This is a genomic window from Thalassospiraceae bacterium LMO-JJ14 (assembly GCA_021555105.2).
GTDB lineage: Bacteria > Pseudomonadota > Alphaproteobacteria > Rhodospirillales > Casp-alpha2 > UBA4479.
Genome location: CP134604.1, coordinates 1,745,200 through 1,760,199, shown reverse-complemented (window position 1 = coordinate 1,760,199; position 15,000 = coordinate 1,745,200). Strand labels below are relative to the sequence as shown.

Annotated in this window: 16 protein-coding genes; 6 read left to right on the top strand and 10 right to left on the bottom strand. The window is 59.4% G+C overall.

Translation table 11 applies throughout. The annotated features are described in order from the left end of the window. Window positions 1–60 precede the first annotated feature (60 nt). The 3 genes from L2D14_08445 to L2D14_08435 form a co-directional block, all read right to left on the bottom strand. On the bottom strand, window positions 61–441 hold the full coding sequence (locus L2D14_08445) for a response regulator transcription factor (GenBank protein WNK01450.1): 381 nt from the start codon (window positions 439–441) through the stop codon (window positions 61–63). A 120-nt stretch (window positions 442–561) separates the two neighbouring features. Beyond that, window positions 562–957 carry a nuclear transport factor 2 family protein gene (locus L2D14_08440; GenBank protein ID WNK01449.1) on the bottom strand — a complete coding sequence of 132 codons (396 nt, stop codon included), beginning with the start codon at window positions 955–957 and terminating at the stop codon, window positions 562–564. Between the two features lie 142 nt (window positions 958–1,099). After that, window positions 1,100–1,810 carry a cytochrome b/b6 domain-containing protein gene (locus L2D14_08435; protein ID WNK01448.1) on the bottom strand — a complete coding sequence of 237 codons (711 nt, stop codon included), beginning with the start codon at window positions 1,808–1,810 and terminating at the stop codon, window positions 1,100–1,102. A gap of 154 nt (window positions 1,811–1,964) precedes the next feature. On the opposite strand from L2D14_08435, the gene L2D14_08430 reads away from it, so the two are divergent. Genes L2D14_08430 through L2D14_08420 form a run of 3 tightly spaced genes read left to right on the top strand, consistent with a single transcriptional unit; the run spans window position 1,965 to window position 4,589 of the window. After that, on the top strand, window positions 1,965–2,972 hold the full coding sequence (locus L2D14_08430; protein WNK01447.1) for a LysM peptidoglycan-binding domain-containing protein: 1,008 nt from the start codon (window positions 1,965–1,967) through the stop codon (window positions 2,970–2,972). 36 nt (window positions 2,973–3,008) lie between these two features. Next, complete coding sequence (locus tag L2D14_08425; protein WNK01663.1) at window positions 3,009–3,692, top strand: phosphatidylserine decarboxylase; 684 nt, start codon at window positions 3,009–3,011, stop codon at window positions 3,690–3,692. After that, entirely contained in the window at window positions 3,693–4,589 is an 897-nt protein-coding gene (locus tag L2D14_08420) for a phosphatidylcholine/phosphatidylserine synthase (protein ID WNK01446.1), read from the top strand. Between the two features lie 159 nt (window positions 4,590–4,748). Here the strand turns inward: L2D14_08420 and L2D14_08415 are convergent, their stop codons facing one another. The 4 genes from L2D14_08415 to L2D14_08400 all read right to left on the bottom strand — a co-directional run bounded on the left by L2D14_08415 (window position 4,749) and on the right by L2D14_08400 (window position 7,455). Further along, window positions 4,749–5,237, bottom strand: a complete 489-nt coding sequence (locus L2D14_08415) for a YHS domain-containing (seleno)protein (protein ID WNK01445.1) — start codon at window positions 5,235–5,237, stop codon at window positions 4,749–4,751. Between the two features lie 49 nt (window positions 5,238–5,286). After that, window positions 5,287–6,147, bottom strand: a complete 861-nt coding sequence (locus L2D14_08410) for a cysteine hydrolase (GenBank protein WNK01444.1) — start codon at window positions 6,145–6,147, stop codon at window positions 5,287–5,289. A 190-nt stretch (window positions 6,148–6,337) separates the two neighbouring features. Then, window positions 6,338–6,802: a nuclear transport factor 2 family protein gene (locus L2D14_08405; protein WNK01443.1), complete on the bottom strand. Its 465-nt coding sequence runs from the start codon at window positions 6,800–6,802 to the stop codon at window positions 6,338–6,340. 104 nt (window positions 6,803–6,906) lie between these two features. Further along, window positions 6,907–7,455, bottom strand: coding sequence for a carboxymuconolactone decarboxylase family protein (locus tag L2D14_08400; GenBank protein ID WNK01442.1), 549 nt, complete (start codon window positions 7,453–7,455; stop codon window positions 6,907–6,909). A 298-nt stretch (window positions 7,456–7,753) separates the two neighbouring features. On the opposite strand from L2D14_08400, the gene L2D14_08395 reads away from it, so the two are divergent. Then, window positions 7,754–8,359 carry a TetR/AcrR family transcriptional regulator gene (locus L2D14_08395; protein WNK01441.1) on the top strand — a complete coding sequence of 202 codons (606 nt, stop codon included), beginning with the start codon at window positions 7,754–7,756 and terminating at the stop codon, window positions 8,357–8,359. A gap of 102 nt (window positions 8,360–8,461) precedes the next feature. Here L2D14_08395 and L2D14_08390 read toward each other — a convergent pair whose 3' ends face one another. From L2D14_08390 to L2D14_08380, 3 genes are all read right to left on the bottom strand, one after another. Continuing rightward, window positions 8,462–11,620: an efflux RND transporter permease subunit gene (locus L2D14_08390; GenBank protein WNK01440.1), complete on the bottom strand. Its 3,159-nt coding sequence runs from the start codon at window positions 11,618–11,620 to the stop codon at window positions 8,462–8,464. Next, complete coding sequence (locus L2D14_08385) at window positions 11,617–12,807, bottom strand: efflux RND transporter periplasmic adaptor subunit (protein ID WNK01439.1); 1,191 nt, start codon at window positions 12,805–12,807, stop codon at window positions 11,617–11,619. The genes L2D14_08390 and L2D14_08385 overlap by 4 nt, the downstream gene beginning before the upstream one ends. Before the next feature lie 143 nt (window positions 12,808–12,950). Then, window positions 12,951–13,862, bottom strand: coding sequence for a LysR family transcriptional regulator (locus tag L2D14_08380; protein WNK01438.1), 912 nt, complete (start codon window positions 13,860–13,862; stop codon window positions 12,951–12,953). Between the two features lie 142 nt (window positions 13,863–14,004). On the opposite strand from L2D14_08380, the gene L2D14_08375 reads away from it, so the two are divergent. Together L2D14_08375 and L2D14_08370 are read left to right on the top strand one after the other, a co-directional pair. Next, window positions 14,005–14,184 (top strand): hypothetical protein, encoded by a 180-nt coding sequence (locus tag L2D14_08375; protein WNK01437.1) that lies wholly within the window; start codon window positions 14,005–14,007, stop codon window positions 14,182–14,184. A gap of 154 nt (window positions 14,185–14,338) precedes the next feature. Next, a complete protein-coding gene (locus L2D14_08370; protein ID WNK01436.1) occupies window positions 14,339–14,980 on the top strand; it encodes an HD domain-containing protein in 642 nt (213 codons plus the stop codon). The last annotated feature ends 20 nt before the right edge of the window (window positions 14,981–15,000 follow it).

Sequence of the window (15,000 nt, the reverse complement as noted above, 5' to 3'; positions counted from 1 at the left end):
ACTGAACGGTGTGGCCATAGGCTGTCATCTGAGCACCTATTGGCTCTGTCGAATAAAGCGCTACTTGCGGGATTTCAGAAACTTAACGTGCCGGCTCAAACGCTCAACGGTCTCGGTCATTGGGGCTGATTTCAGGATATAGTCCTGCGCGCCGGCCAGTCTGCAATTCCTGGAAACTTCTTCATCCGCTATGGCGGTCATCATGACGACATAGGGGTCATGAGCACGCCCGATAATCTCTTCCAAGGCCAGATATCCGTTTAATTCAGGCATGATGATGTCGAGCAAAACAAGGTCCGGCTCCAACTCGAGGACAAGATCAACCCCGGCCCGGCCGTCTTCTGTCTCGCCGACGATTGATACATCGAGTTGTTCCAGGCCGGCACTAACGACCCGCCGCATCAATTCTTCATCATCAATAATGACCGCAGTTACTGTCATTACCCGTACAACCTACTTTTAAGGGAGCAAACAATACGTAATTCAAAACCGTGCATTCGCAATTTTTGCAATATTTGTTACCTGATCTGCAAGTTCTGACAAGTGCCACGGGGATTGGAGTCAGAGACCGTCGATCTGTCGTTGGTAATTCTCGGCATCGAACCAACCGCGCGCCGAAGCGACCTTCATATCCCCGTCGAGTTCCCATTCCTCCCAGCCGCTGACGCATAACGGATGTCCGGTGTTGGCGTCATGCCCCTTAAACGTCCACATGTAGACAACATGGTCCCCGGCGCCTCGGATACCGTCATTTTGGAGCGCCAGGTCCGGCACAGCGGCATGAAAACCCGCCGCCATCTCGGTAATCCCATCGTGTCCTTCGGATGGTTCGCCATTGTTGATGATGATCCGGCTTGTGGGCGCGTGAAAGGCCGCAACGTTCTCGGGAACTCTCGTATTCCAGGCTGCCGTGTATCTGGTTGCGAGGTCGTCAAGGCTGGCTTGATCAAACGACATTCGCTGTCTCCGTTATTGTCACAAGAAATGGCGCGGGCAAAATCAGATCACACAACCGCTATAAAACCAACCGGCCAGAAGCTTATTGCCTGCGCGCATGCCGGTTCAGGATCATCCCCCGCCATCCGCAGGGCCTATCCGTTCAATACACGTTGATTGCGTACGCCGCGGCCGCGGCAAAGGCGGCGATGACCAACGCGGCGATTATCGATCCCCTGGCGTCGCGTGCGGCCGGCACATCTGCGCTCGTTGGCGGTATGTCACGCGTCCGCCCGTCGATCATCGCACGAATGATGCCGTGCCCCTTGAACGTATAGAACGCGACCGCCGCCAGATGCAGCACGATCAGCGCATACACCGCGTTCGAGCTGAGGTGATGGATATACGTCAGATAATCGCTGGTTGATTTGGAGACGGTGTCGGCCAGCGGCCCTTCGGTCAGAATATCGTCATTGGCGTACAGGCCGCTTGTCGCCTGCACGGCGAGCACGGTGATGATTGCCAGCACCGACCATCCGCCCATCGGGTTATGGCCCAGATGCGCCGGCGTTTCACCCGACTTCAGACGGCAGGCATATTTAAGGACCGTGACCGGCCCCTTGACGAAACTTGCGAATCGCGCGTGCCGGCCGCCCAAAAACCCCCAGCACAGGCGAAAAATCAGCAATGCCAGGACCACATGCCCGGAAATCAGGTGCACCGACATCGGGCCAAATTCCGATGAAATCAGGGATGTCGCGACGGCGGCCAGCAGTGACCAGTGGAATATGCGGGTCGGAACGTCCCAGACATAGACCGGCGTAGAACCTACGTTTTCAGTGCCTTGGATTTGTTCCGGGGTGTGTTCTGACATGGGATTCCCTCAATCAGTCATAATGTCGTGGTTAAAAAATCGCCCGCGACAGCCGAAACGTCCAATCAAGTTCGCGTTAGCGCCTGACGGCCGGTATCGCGGCGAATGCATCTATTTCTTTTATGCAGGGCATAAATATGGCAATCAAATAGCAATGTCTAAAACACCTATCCTGCTGGTCCTTCTTGGCCTCGCCGCGATTGCAGCAGCGATCGGTTTGAACGAGTTCGCCTGGCAGGAAGAAATCACCGCAGACGGCACGGAAACCACCGTCCAGGACACCGCAAAGCCGGCCGACGGCACGGCCGCCGCGGAACCGGAAGCCCCTACCCCGCACGGGCCGTCGTTCGATGTCATCCGCGTCAATCCCGAGGGCGATACGGTCATCGCCGGCAAGGCGCCACCGGGCAGCGAGGTGCAGATTCTCGATGGCGATACGCTGATCGGCAAAGTGACAGCCGACGAGCGCGGCGAGTGGGTGTTCATCCCCGCCGAACCGCTGTCCCCCGGCTCGCGCAATCTGACGCTCAGGGCCGTGCTTGAAAACGGCAATGTTATTGCGTCGAGCGAAGATGTGGTCATTGCCGTGCCGGCCAGAGATGCCGCGACCGACACCCCGAAACAACAGAACGCCATGGTCCTGAAGTTCCCGAAGGCCGCCAACGCGCCGACAAAGATCGTCCAGAATCCGGCCGGGCCGACGGACCGCACGCAATTTCCGCTGACCATCGACACCATCGATTACGATGCCAAGGGGCATGTCATCGTCGGTGGCGCGGCACCGAAGGGCGCGAGCGTCCTGCTCTATCTGGACGGCGATCTGATCGCCCGGACGACCGCCGGCGATGACAGCCAGTGGGTCGCCCGCCCCGAAGACCTCATCCCGCCGGGGCTTTATACGTTGCGGGCCGACCAGATCGGCACACAAGGCAAGGTCCTGGCCCGTGTCGAGTATCCGTTCTCGCGTGCCGAGGATCTCAAGGCCATGGCCGAAGGCACCTATGTGCTGGTACAACCCGGCAATTCATTGTGGCGTATTGCCAGACGTGTATACGGCTCGGGTTTTTCCTATACTCAGATATTCGAGGCGAACAAGGGTCGGATTATCGATCCGGATTTGATATATCCGGGCCAAGTCTTTGAAATTCCGAGCGTCAACTGAGATTTGACGTCGCGTTAGATCAGGAGCCGTGTTTTGCTGAAAATCGTTCTCGTCCCGATTAACAAAGCGGGATACCCGTTCATTGCGATTTTTGCCGCCGTTGCGGTAATCCTCTACATCTGGTGGGAACCCGCCGGCGTGCTCGGTGCGCTTCTGACGGCGTGGTGCGTGTATTTCTTCCGCGATCCGGACCGGATCACGCCGAGCGGCGACAACCTCGTCATCTGCCCCGCCGACGGCGTCGTGCAGTCGGTGATCAAGGCGCCGCCGCCGCCCGAACTGGACATGGGTACCGAGCCGATGACCCGCGTCGCGGTATTCATGAACGTCTTCAACGTGCATGTGAACCGTTCACCGATTTCCGGCATTGTCAGCGCAAAGCATTACCGGCCCGGCCGTTTTTTCAATGCATCGCTCGACAAGGCCAGCGAATTCAACGAGCGCATGTCGCTCAAGGTGAAAGCCGATAACGGCACCGAGATCGCCTTCGTGCAGATCGCCGGTCTCGTGGCCAGGCGCATCCTGTGCTACGTTGAAACCGGTTCGCCGCTCAAGGCCGGCGAACGTTTCGGCCTGATCCGTTTCGGCTCGCGTGTCGACATTTACCTGCCGGACGACGTGCAGCCGCTGGTGATCGAAGGTCAGACCACCGTTGCCGGCGAGACGGTCATTGCCGATCTCGCCAGAAACGGCGAACCGTTAAAGGGCGAGATTCGCTAGATGACCGAAGAAGCGCCAGAAAACCCGACGTCCGCTCAGGACGCCGATCAAGCGGCCGGCGCTGCGCAGAAACGCCGCGGCATCCGCGTCATGAGCCTGAACAAGCTGATCCCCAACGTCCTGACACTGATGGGACTGGCCTCGGGGCTGACATCGGTCAGGTTCGCACTGCACGCACAATGGGAATTCGCCGCCATGGCAGTCGCTGTCGCGGCGCTGCTCGATGCGCTGGACGGCCGTGTCGCCCGGCTCTTGAAAGGCGCCAGCAAGTTCGGTGCCGAGCTGGATTCGCTTTCCGATTTCGTCTGTTTCGGCGTCTGTCCGGCGTTGATCCTTTATCTGTGGGCAATGCAGGATGCCGGGCGTTGGGGCTGGATCGTGTGCATGCTGTTCGCCATGTGCTGCGGGCTGCGTCTGGCGCGCTTCAATGTCGCGCTCGAAGACCCGGGCAAACCGAAGTGGGCGGGGCAGTTCTTCACCGGCGTGCCGGCCCCTGCCGGTGCAGGGCTGGTTCTGCTGCCGCTGATCATGTCGCTCAATCTGGGGGACGACTTCTTCCGTAACCCGGGCACTGTCGCGATATGGGAATTGGCATCCGGTGCGCTTCTGATCAGCACGGTACCGACGTTTTCGTTCAAGGCTTCGCGCATTCCCCGCGCCTGGTTCCTGCCGGTGATGATCGTAATTGCCGTGACGGTGACGTTCACCGTTTCCGCGCCTTGGTGGACACTGGCGGCGGTGCTGTTTCTCTATCTCGGTCTGATCCCGGTCAGTATCCGACGTTACCGGCGTCTGAAGGCACGCGACGCCGCGGGGCTGCCGCCGGAAGATATCGACGAGATCGAAGACGACGATGACGATGACGGCGAGAATGCGGTTTCCCGGCCGCGCGCCTGAGCGCGGAATGCCCCTGCCCCAGCGTCCATAAAAGCAAAGAGACACAGAGCGGTCCCAATTCGAACCGGTCTCTGTGTCTCCTACGCTTCAGCCGGCACGGGAAGGCCGGATTGCACGCCCCGGATAAGCGAGGTCACAATCCGGCCTTCAACAATCCCGTCAGAGGTTTTCCACGGGCGTGGAACGGATCCCCGGCCATTTATCGTAAGCACCGGCGATGATCTGTTCCCTGTTTTTCAGGTACTTCTGAAGAATAATGTCGTTCACGAACAGATAGAGCTTGCCGTCGAGGATATCGGCGTAGCGGGCATCGCCATCGAGTTTCTTGCCAACGTTGACCCCGAAGGCGCAGAAACCACCGAACTGGGGCACATATAACTCCGGGTTCGCCTCGAAGCGTTTCTTTGCCTCGGCAGAGGCAAAGTAGTAGTCGACGCCTTCATGTTCCGAAGTGAATTCGGCATTGCCGATTTTCGGTTCGTCGCTTTCAAACAGCGAAATCGGATCGACGCCATGCATCCCGAGCGGGTTGCCTGTCAGCGTCAGACCTTTCGCGACGTTGTATTCATCATCGGCGAACGCCACGGTCGTAAAGAAGACCGACAGTGCCATCATTACGGCAACAACGAAGTAAGACTTGATATCCATGAGATTGATCCTTTCAGGTTTTTGAGTGAGTTGAGGTTTGGGTTTGAGGTCAGATGACAGCATTGGTGATGCGTTTAACGGCATCGTCCGTCCACCAGACGGCATTGGCGACCATCCGGAAATTGATAATCGCGGCGAGGTAACCATCCCCTTCGGGAACCTTGGCTCCGGCCGTCGCATCGCGTACGACCGCAACCTCGAAACCAAGTTCCAGCAGGTCGTAAAGGTGCGCCTGGGTGCACAGGTTCGCCGACATGCCAGCGAGGATCACCTTGTCGATGCCACGTTTGCGCAGTTGCAGATTGAGATCGTTCTGCGCCGGGCTGTAGACCTTGTGAGGCGAGCAGACGATCGTGTTGCCGTCTTCGATGTATTTCTTGTACTGCGGCATCCAATCCGCGCCGGAGCCCTTGAAACCGTCCACATTCAGTGGATCAAGGCGATTGAACATACCAATCGAGTGCATGGTTTTTTCAAGCGTGCCCTCGAACTGCCATTTGTGGTCGTGCGGATAGTAATAGTGCGGCGAAATGAAGACCGGCATATCCGTTTTCTTGGCGGCGATGAATAGACGCTCGATGTTGTCGACGGTGCCCTGCTCGGTAACGCTCTCGCCCACGACACCCCACGTCACGCCTTTTTCGGAGAGAAAGTCGATTTGCGGATCCGTGACGACAAGCGCGGTTCGCTTGGGATCGATCGTCATATCGATTTGCGGCAGCCCCGGTTTTTCGGGATCCGCATACTGTGCCCGCGCTTCGCTGGTTGCCGCCGAAGCAACGCCGCCCGTAGCGGCCACCGCGCCCAAGGCGGCAACGCCGGCTGCACCTGACATGAGACGGCGGCGGGCCATATCCACTTTCTCGTGCGTAACACCGCAACCGCATTCGTCAGCTATGTTCGTATCCATTTGTTACTCCTCGTCTAGGTTTAGACGGTGCGATCGCCATGCCGCACCGCCGGGTTGACGGACCTGTAATCCCTGTCTTCAGGCAAGACTCGTCCTGTCGCAGAAATCGCTACGCTTGCGGCGCAGGGAAATGCATCCACGGTCCTCTGCTCCCGGTGCCGGGGTGCCGGCGCCGGTATTCGGGTGTTCGCTATAATTTCAGGGTCGAGAGGCCCGGGTGATCCTCCGGGCGGGGGCCGAGCGGCCAGCGCAGCAACCGCTGCTCTTCCGAGATCGGCAGATCGTTGATCGACGCAATGCGCACACGCATCAATCCGTCGGGGGCAAATTCCCAGTTCTCGTTTCCGTAAGCCCGGTACCAGTTTCCGCTGTCGTCATGAAATTCGTAGGCAAAACGAACGGCAATCCGGTTCTCATGAAATGCCCAAAGTTCCTTGATCAGGCGGTAATCGAGTTCACGTGTCCATTTCCTGGTCAGAAACAGAACAATCTGTTCGCGGCCTTCCAGTTGCTCGGCCCGGTTTCGCCACCGGCTATCGGCTGTGTACGCAAGCGAGACCCTCTCGGGCGAACGGCTGTTCCATGCATCCTCGGCCATTCGGACCTTTATCCTGGCCGTTGCTTCGTCAAACGGTGGCAAGGGGGGGCGTGACATTTTCTTATTCCTTTAGCTTTTTGTCCCTTTAGGGGGGGCGGGCGCCCCGGCCCAGGAGCGTTTCCAGGGGGCAGAAACAGCCGGGGCGCCCTTGGGGGTCCGTCTTAGGCGACCTTGGTGCTGACGACGGGGAAGTCGATCGGCGTTTCAAGGGCCTCGTTGATGTAATTGGTCAATGTGTTGAGGGCGACGTGGGCCACGATCTCAACGATATCGCCATCCTCGTAACCGGCGATCTTCAGTTCGGATACGTCGGCCTCGCTGACACGGCCGCGATTTTCGACCAGTTTCACGGCGAACCGCACAGCCACATCAGCCTTGGGGTCGGTCGAAGCGCCGATACGGTTGGCGGCAATTTCCGCGTCGTCCAGTTTCGCGAGGTTTTTACCCAGGTACGTATGCGCGGACAGGCAATATCCGCAGCCATTCACCTGGCCTACCGCGAGAGCGATCCGTTCGCGCGTCTGCGGGGAAAGCGTGCCTTTCGCCAGAGCACCGTTAAGCCCGAGATACCCTTCGAGGGCGGCCGGGCTGTTGGAAATAATACGAAACATGTTCGGAACGCTGCCGAGCGCCTTGTTGACGCCGTCGAGCAGCGGCTGAGCTGCTGCCGGCGCGTCATTGGTCGTGGTGGGAAGATTCGTACGGGGCATTGGTGTTCTCCTTCGTTTGGGCAATTCATTGTGTCGTTGTGATGCAGCGTAATATACAGACCTGTCTGTCTTAGTCAATAGGTTTTTTTATAAATATTTCCGCCTATGTCCCTTTTTATGGGATTCCTTGATATTGATCTGCATCAGGGCCCGTATATCTGTATGTTTTTTGTATACAGACCTTTATGTGATGTCAGATATATGAGCCCAATCAAGAGACCATGACTTTTTTGTTGTTATTCTTGATTGCCTGACCTAATGAATGATAGACAGAGTAGTATGCTTTAAGGAGATTCCTTTGAAATCGCGCCGCGACGAACTGATCGACACTGCTTTGCGCCTCTTTTACAAGCACGGCTTCAACGCCACCGGGATCGACAAGATCCTGGCCGAGGCCGGCGTCGCCAAAATGACGCTGTACAAACACTTCCGCTCCAAGGAGGAACTGATCCTTGCCGCGCTGCAGCGGCGCGATGAAACGTTCCGCAACTGGCTGATGAGCGAAATGGAGAAAGCGTCGGCGACGCCACGCGGCCGGCTGCTTTCGATGTTCGATGCGCTTGAAGAATGGTTCCAGGGCCGCGCGTTTGCCGGGCTCGGCTATTCAGGATGTGCTTTCATCAATGCAGCGTGCGAGTTTGGAGAACTGGACCATCCTGCGCACCGCTTGGCGGCCGAGCACAAACGGCGTATCGCCGAATATCTCGGCAAGCTGTGCGCCCAGGCCGGCGCCCGCGACCCCGAAGACCTGGCCGAGCAATTGTCGCTCCTCAAGGAAGGCGCGATCGTGATGGCGCATGTACGCGGCACACCGGAATCCGCAATGATCGCAAAGAAAATGGCCGCGGTCCTGCTCGACAAGGAACTGGGCGAGACGCCCGACGACACGCCCCCGTCATGCTGAACTTATTTCAGCATCCATGAATTAAAACCACAGAGACGCAGAGAAGCCACGGGCCAGCCTCTGTGTCCTCGGCGCCTCTGTGGTTCAGGGTGACGTGCGCTGTTAGCCGGCTGAAACCGCCGTCTGCTTCCGCGTCCGGCGCGCCTGACGCCAATCGGCGAGATTGCCGCGGATCATCAGCGCGCACGGTGTGACGATCAGTGTCAGGACCGTCGCGAAGGCAAGACCGAAGACGATCGCCGTCGACAGTTGCGTCCACCACTGCGTCGACGGGGCGCCGATATTGACGCTGCGGTTGACGAAATCGATGTTGATGCCGAGCACCATCGGCATCAGCCCGAGGATCGTCGTCACCGTGGTCAGCAGAACCGGGCGCAGGCGCTGCGCGCCGGTCTTGAGAATCGCGTCGCGGACCGAGTTCGCGTCCTCTTTCAGGCGGTCGAAAGTGTCGATCAGCACGATGTTGTTGTTGACCACGATCCCCGCCAGCGCGATGACGCCGATGCCGCTCATCACCACGCCGAACGGCTGGCCGGTCACCAGAAGCCCGATGAAGACGCCGATGGTCGACATGATCACGGCGGACAGAATCAGGAACGCCGAATAGAAACTGTTGAACTGCGTGACGAGGATCAGCGCCATCAGGAACAGCGCCACGCCGAACGCCTTGACGAGAAAATCCTGGGCCTTTTTCTGTTCTTCGTCCTCGCCCTTGAAGCGCACAGAAATGCGCGGGTCGAAACCGGCCTCGGCGACCCACTTCTCGACCTGCCGGACCTTGGTGTCGACGAGCACGCCTTCGACGGCGTCAGCCTTCACCGACATCACGCGGCGCGTGTCGGTCCGGTTCAGCGTACCGGTTTTCTGTTTCGCGACGACGTCGACGAAGTTGCCGATCGGCACAGATTGTCCCGTGGTGTCGACGCGTATCTGCTGCAACTCGTCTAAAGTCCTGAAACGTTCCGGATAGCGGGCCCGCACATCGATCTCGTCATCGGCGTCGTCGGGGCGGTATTCCCCGAGTTTGAGGCCATTGGTCGCCAGTTGGACGGCGCGCCCGACAAGCTCGATGTTGGCCCCGTACTTGGCCGCCTGCGCACGGTCGACGTTGATTTCGAACTCGATCCCCGGCAACGGGCGGCTGTCCTCGATATTCACGAACTCGCCGTCGCTTTCGATATAGGCGCGGAGCCGCGCCGCCGCCGGCGCCAGAAGATCGACGTAGCGGCTGGAAAATTCCACCTGAACATCCTTGCCGACCGGCGGGCCGGCCTCGGCCTTGCGGCGGTCGATGAAGATCCCGGCGATGTCGCCGGTTTTGTCGCTGACCTCGTTCAGGATAACGTCGGCCTTGCGGCGCAGATACCACTCTTCGAATTCCAGCGTGATCTCGCCGATGATGTCCTCGGCTTCTTCCGAGCGTTCCTGCTGGCCGACGCGGGTGTACGCCGAACGGATGCCGGAAACGTCGAGAATGCGTCCCTCGACTTCTTTCATCAGGTCGTTCTTTTCCCACGCCGACAGGTTGCCGCGCGCGCGCACCTGCAGCTTGGCCAGTTCCGGTTCAACCTCGGGGAAGAATTCGACGCCCTTGCCGAGCGTGCCGTAAACCCCCTGTACGCCGATCAGCAGGGCAAAGGCGAGCAAGAGGATCTTTCCCGGATGGCGCAGCGCCTTGTCGAGCAGGCGGACATACACACCCGTACCGCCGCTCAGGTGATCGGTGCGGAAGGAAGACGAGCCGGCAAGCTCGCGCATCAGGTCGGCATCGACGGCGCCGCCCGCCTTGCCGATCTGCGCGCCCAGCGTGGGCACGAAAATCAGCGCCATTGCCAGCGAGGCCGTCAGCGTCATCAACAACGTGATCGGCAGGAACTTCATGAACTCGCCGACCAGCCCCGGCCAGAACACCAGCGGCAGGAACGCCGCCAGCGTCGTCGCCGTCGAGGCAATGATCGGCCACGCCATGCGCTTCGCCGCCAGCGTATACGCCTGGCGCGGTTTGTCGCCTTCGATCATCTTGCGGTCGGCGTATTCGGTGACGACGATGGCGCCGTCGACCAGCATGCCGACGGCCAGGATCAGGCTGAACAGAACGACGATATTGACCGTCATGCCGACCGAATACAGCACCAGAATGGCGGCCAGGAACGAGCCCGGAATGGCGATCCCGACAAGCCCCGCGGTCCGAAGTCCGAGCGCGGCGACGACGATCACCATGACCAGCAGGATCGCCGACAGAACGTTGTTCTGCAGATCGGCCAGCATCAGGCGGATATCGTCCGACTTGTCCTGCAGGTATTCGACCTGCACGGCGGCGTGCATCGCTTCGGGCCACTCGGCCCGCGCCGCCTCGACGGTGGCGCGCACGGCCTCGACGGTTTCGATGATGTTCTGTCCGGTCCGCTTGGAAACCTCGAGCGCCACGGCCGGATGACCGTCGACGCGGGCAAATGTTTCCGGGTCCTTGAAGCCCCTGCGGATTTCCGCGATATCGCCAAGCCTGATGACGCTGTCGCCGTCGACCTTGACCGGCATCCCGGCGATATCTGCAACGTTCTCGAACAGGCCCGGCACCTTGACCGCGAAACGGCCCTTGCCGGTATCCTGCGCGCCCGCCGCGACCAACAGGTTGGAGCTGGAAATGCTCGACACCGTATCGAGCGGCGACAGACCGTAGCTTTCGATGGCCACCGGATCGATCACCACCTCGACCAGTTCCTCGCGGTCGCCGGCGATCTCGACCTTGAGGACCTGGGGAATTCCCTCGACATCGTCACGCAGGTCACGCGCGAGATTCTGCAAGGTTCGTTCCGGCACGTTGCCCGACAGCGTCACCACCAAAATCGGGAACAGGGAAATATTGACCTCGTGCACTTCCGGCTCGTCGGTTTCGCCCGGCAGTTCGGGTTTCGCCAGGTCGACCTTTTCACGCACATCCGACAGCGCCTCGTCGGCGTCGAACCCGGCATCGAATTCCATCGTCACGTTGGCGCCGCCCTCATAGGCCTTGGAGCGCATCTCCTTGACGCCTTCGATGGAACGGAGTTCCTGCTCCATCGGGCGGATCAGCAAACGCTCGGCATCCTCGGGCGAGATGCCCTCGTGATGCATCGAGACATAGATAATCGGAATATTGACGTCGGGATCGGCTTCCTTGGGGATGTCGTTGAAGGCGACGACACCGGCGATCAGGATCAGCACAAGGCTGCCGAGAACGGTCCGGCTATGACTGACGGCGGCGTCGATCAGGGCATTCACGACGCATCTCCGCCCGCCTTCGGCGTGTCTGTATTTCCGCCCGCCTCCGGCGTGTCGGCCGAAACCGGCTGCACCTTCTGACCGTCGACGACGAATTCCTGACCGACGGTAATCACCGTCACCCGATCCGCGAGCCCCGAAACCCAGGCGCCCCCGGGCGTGTCGTCGAGCAGCGTCACGGGAACGAACTTGACGATATCGCCATCGGCCACGGTGCGCACGCCGAGCTTGCCCTGATCGTTCAGGGTCAACGCCGAGGTCGGTATCCGGTGCGCCTTGCGGGAACCGCCGTTCAGGTGCACTTCCGCCGTCAGCCCGGCCGGAATCGAGGCATCCGGATTGTCCGTCCAGATGTCGACACGGAAGGTCCGCGTCACGTCATTGGCAACCCTTGAGATGTAATGGACCGTGCCGCCGACCTCGCGCCCGCTCGGCAGCCGGATCGTCGCCAGATCGTCAAGGCGCAGAAATTCGACGTCGCGCTCGGTAACGTTGACGATGACGCGCATCGGATCGAGATCGACAACCATCGCCACCAGCTCGCCCGTCTCGACGTAATCGCCGGGGCCGGGCAGCAGGGTCTCGACAAACCCGGCGATCGGTGCGCGGATTTTCGTCCGCGAGACTTCCAGCCGGATCGCCGCCAGCGCAGCTTCGGCCTCGGCAAGCGCGGCGTTACTTTCGGCCAGCTTGATTTGCGATTCGAATTGTTTGCGCTGCAGGTCCTTGGACGCTTCATAGGTGATCTTGGCGGCGCCAAGCCGTGCCTCGGCATCGCGCAGACGCGCGGCGCGGTCGTCCATCGCCAGCTCAAGCAGCACCGCGCCCTTTTCAACCATGCTGCCCTTGCGGGCCGGCCGGGCGATCACCTGGCCAGACGTTTCAGCCTTGATCTCGGCATCCTTGATGGCATTGGTCCGCCCGGTGACGATCAGGGTGCGTGGATGGTCGACGGCCGCGAGGCTCAGCACCCGCACACGGATCGGCGCGGTATCGCCGGCATTACGCGCCGCCACGGTTTGCTGCGGAGCAGCCGTATTGTCTTCAAAAGCGCCGGACGCAACCCAGGCCACGGCGGCCAGCGCCAGCAAGATCGCCAGAATCACGGAGCGCTTCATCGTGGACTTGCCATGAACAGCGTCGTCAGGCGCATCGGCATGTGGCGATGAAGTGTCGATTTTGTTCATTTCATTCTCCGCCCGTGCGGGGACTCAAACGTATGCGTCACAAAAAACCCAGCGGTTGATACCACTAATGCGCTTAATAACCACTGAAAATTTTGCATTGCAGCAATGTCCGGCGGTGACGCCGTTGCGAACACACTCACCCGTCAGCTATCGCGCTCCCACGGCGGGATCGGGCTGAAAGCCTCAACCAGTGTATCAACGAACGCGCGCACTTTGGCCGACAAATTCCGGTTGTGCGGCCAGACCGCGAAAATACCCGGATCGCCGGCAATTTCGAATTCCTGGAGCACCGGAACCAGCTTACCGGATTTGATATCGTCGCCGACGACAAACGTGGAGGCGCGGAACAAGCCCAGCCCGGCCAGTGCCGCCTCGTGGAGCGCAATGGCGTTGTCGGTTTCGAAACGTCCCGACACCTCGACGGTGCGGGGGCCATCATCCATGTTGAACTCCCATTTGTTGAGCGATGTCGGGATGCTCAGTTTCAGGCATTCATGCTCTTTGAGATCGGCCGGGCATTTCGGCACACCATGGCGCTTCAGATAATCCGGCGATGCCACCAGCACGCGGTGCGCGGTGCCGAGCTTGCGGGCGATCAATGATGAATCCGTCAATGTGCCGATGCGGATACTGACGTCGTAGCCCTCTTCGACAAGATTGACGATGCTGTCGGTCATCGTTAGCTGCACCTGAAGGCTTGGATACTTTTCCAGCATCCCCGGGATCAGCGGCACGATCTGATATTGGCCGAACGCGGTCGAAGCATTGATTTTCAGCACGCCCCGCGCTTCCGCAGTTGACAACGAGACGGTTTCCTCGGCCTCCTCCACCTCGGCAAGGATCGGGGTGATGCGCTGATAGAAAACCCGCCCCTCTTCCGTCAGGCTGAGTTTGCGCGTGGTGCGGCTGAGCAGGCGCACGCCAAGACGGTCCTCGAGCCGGCCAATCATCTTGCTGACGGCGGACGGCGTCATGTGCAGCTCGCGCGCGGCATGCGAAAAGCTGCCGCTTTCCACGACCCTGGCGAAGGTTTCCATTTCTCCAAAGCGATCCATACACGTATATTAATGAATAAATTTCACGAAACATAGTCTTTTTTTAGGCATTATGACTTTTTTATGTATCGATTAATGTCCTTTCAACAGCGCGGGGACAGAGACCCTTTGGTCCCGCCCACATATTGAAAGGACCCCTGAGATGAACAGCAATCAGAGATCAAAACATTCGCAAGCGCCGAGTATTTTCACCAGCGGCGAAGTCGAACAAGCGATCCGCGAAGGACGCCGGCTCCAGGCCGAGGCTATGCGAGGCATCTTCTCGAGACTGCGCAGAGGCCATGCCTCAAGCCACGAGATCAGCCTGAGCCCGACCGGCTGAAGGCATTCTGCCACCCCCAACCCTGACCTGGCCCCTCCTTCGGGAGGGGCGTTTTTTTGACCCCGCCCCGCAGCGCAAGCACACCGCTGATAAAGAAAGAAGCGCGTATTAAAAAATACACTGTATCATCCGTAAAACGTGCTTTAATTACATCATGAAACGACTACGAAACGCGCTGATTAACCGCAAGGACGTGGTTTCCGGGCGTATCATCGTGAACATCCTCGACAAAGCGGATTCCGATGGCCTGATGCACGGTATTGCCGTCGCCGAAGTCGCCTCGATCATCGGCAAACAGAGCGGCATAGGGGAACGAGGCCAGTCCGAATTGTGGCTTGAGGGTTTGCTGCACGATATCGGCAAGCTCGGCGTGCCGTCCGAAGTCCTGCATCGCAAGAAACCGTCTCCTGCCGACCTGCAGTACATGCAAAAGCATGTGACCATCGGCAAGTTCATCACCGACAGACTGTTTTCCGGGGGCTCGCTTGGCCGGGTAATTGAAGCCCACCACGAATGCTATGACGGGTCCGGCTATCCGCACGGGTTGGCAGGTGAGGAAATCCCGCTGGATGCCCGGATACTGGCGATTGCAGACTATTATGATGCGGCCCGCTCAGCCGGCTGGATTCTCACCCACCGCACGCATGATGCCGTCATCAGTGAAATCGTCGCCAAGCAAGGGAAAGTGTTCGACCCCGTCTTCGCCGAAGCCGCAGCAAAGGCTTCCTCTTCAATCCAGGCCGCCCATGAAGCCGTTCATGCGACAACGCACGACGACCTGGCGAAGTGGCTTTAGAGCGTGATGAAGTCAGATGG

What these genes read in the sequence shown, in the direction of transcription:
- L2D14_08445 (WNK01450.1), bottom strand. Translation starts at nt 441, where the DNA reads ATGACAGTAACTGCGGTCATTATTGATGATGAAGAATTGATGCGGCGG.
- L2D14_08440 (WNK01449.1), bottom strand. Translation starts at nt 957, where the DNA reads ATGTCGTTTGATCAAGCCAGCCTTGACGACCTCGCAACCAGATACACG.
- L2D14_08435 (WNK01448.1), bottom strand. Translation starts at nt 1,810, where the DNA reads ATGTCAGAACACACCCCGGAACAAATCCAAGGCACTGAAAACGTAGGT.
- L2D14_08430 (WNK01447.1), top strand. Translation starts at nt 1,965, where the DNA reads ATGTCTAAAACACCTATCCTGCTGGTCCTTCTTGGCCTCGCCGCGATT.
- L2D14_08420 (WNK01446.1), top strand. Translation starts at nt 3,693, where the DNA reads ATGACCGAAGAAGCGCCAGAAAACCCGACGTCCGCTCAGGACGCCGAT.
- L2D14_08415 (WNK01445.1), bottom strand. Translation starts at nt 5,237, where the DNA reads ATGGATATCAAGTCTTACTTCGTTGTTGCCGTAATGATGGCACTGTCG.
- L2D14_08410 (WNK01444.1), bottom strand. Translation starts at nt 6,147, where the DNA reads ATGGATACGAACATAGCTGACGAATGCGGTTGCGGTGTTACGCACGAG.
- L2D14_08405 (WNK01443.1), bottom strand. Translation starts at nt 6,802, where the DNA reads ATGTCACGCCCCCCCTTGCCACCGTTTGACGAAGCAACGGCCAGGATA.
- L2D14_08400 (WNK01442.1), bottom strand. Translation starts at nt 7,455, where the DNA reads ATGCCCCGTACGAATCTTCCCACCACGACCAATGACGCGCCGGCAGCA.
- L2D14_08385 (WNK01439.1), bottom strand. Translation starts at nt 12,807, where the DNA reads ATGAACAAAATCGACACTTCATCGCCACATGCCGATGCGCCTGACGAC.
- L2D14_08380 (WNK01438.1), bottom strand. Translation starts at nt 13,862, where the DNA reads ATGGATCGCTTTGGAGAAATGGAAACCTTCGCCAGGGTCGTGGAAAGC.
- L2D14_08375 (WNK01437.1), top strand. Translation starts at nt 14,005, where the DNA reads ATGAACAGCAATCAGAGATCAAAACATTCGCAAGCGCCGAGTATTTTC.
- L2D14_08370 (WNK01436.1), top strand. Translation starts at nt 14,339, where the DNA reads ATGAAACGACTACGAAACGCGCTGATTAACCGCAAGGACGTGGTTTCC.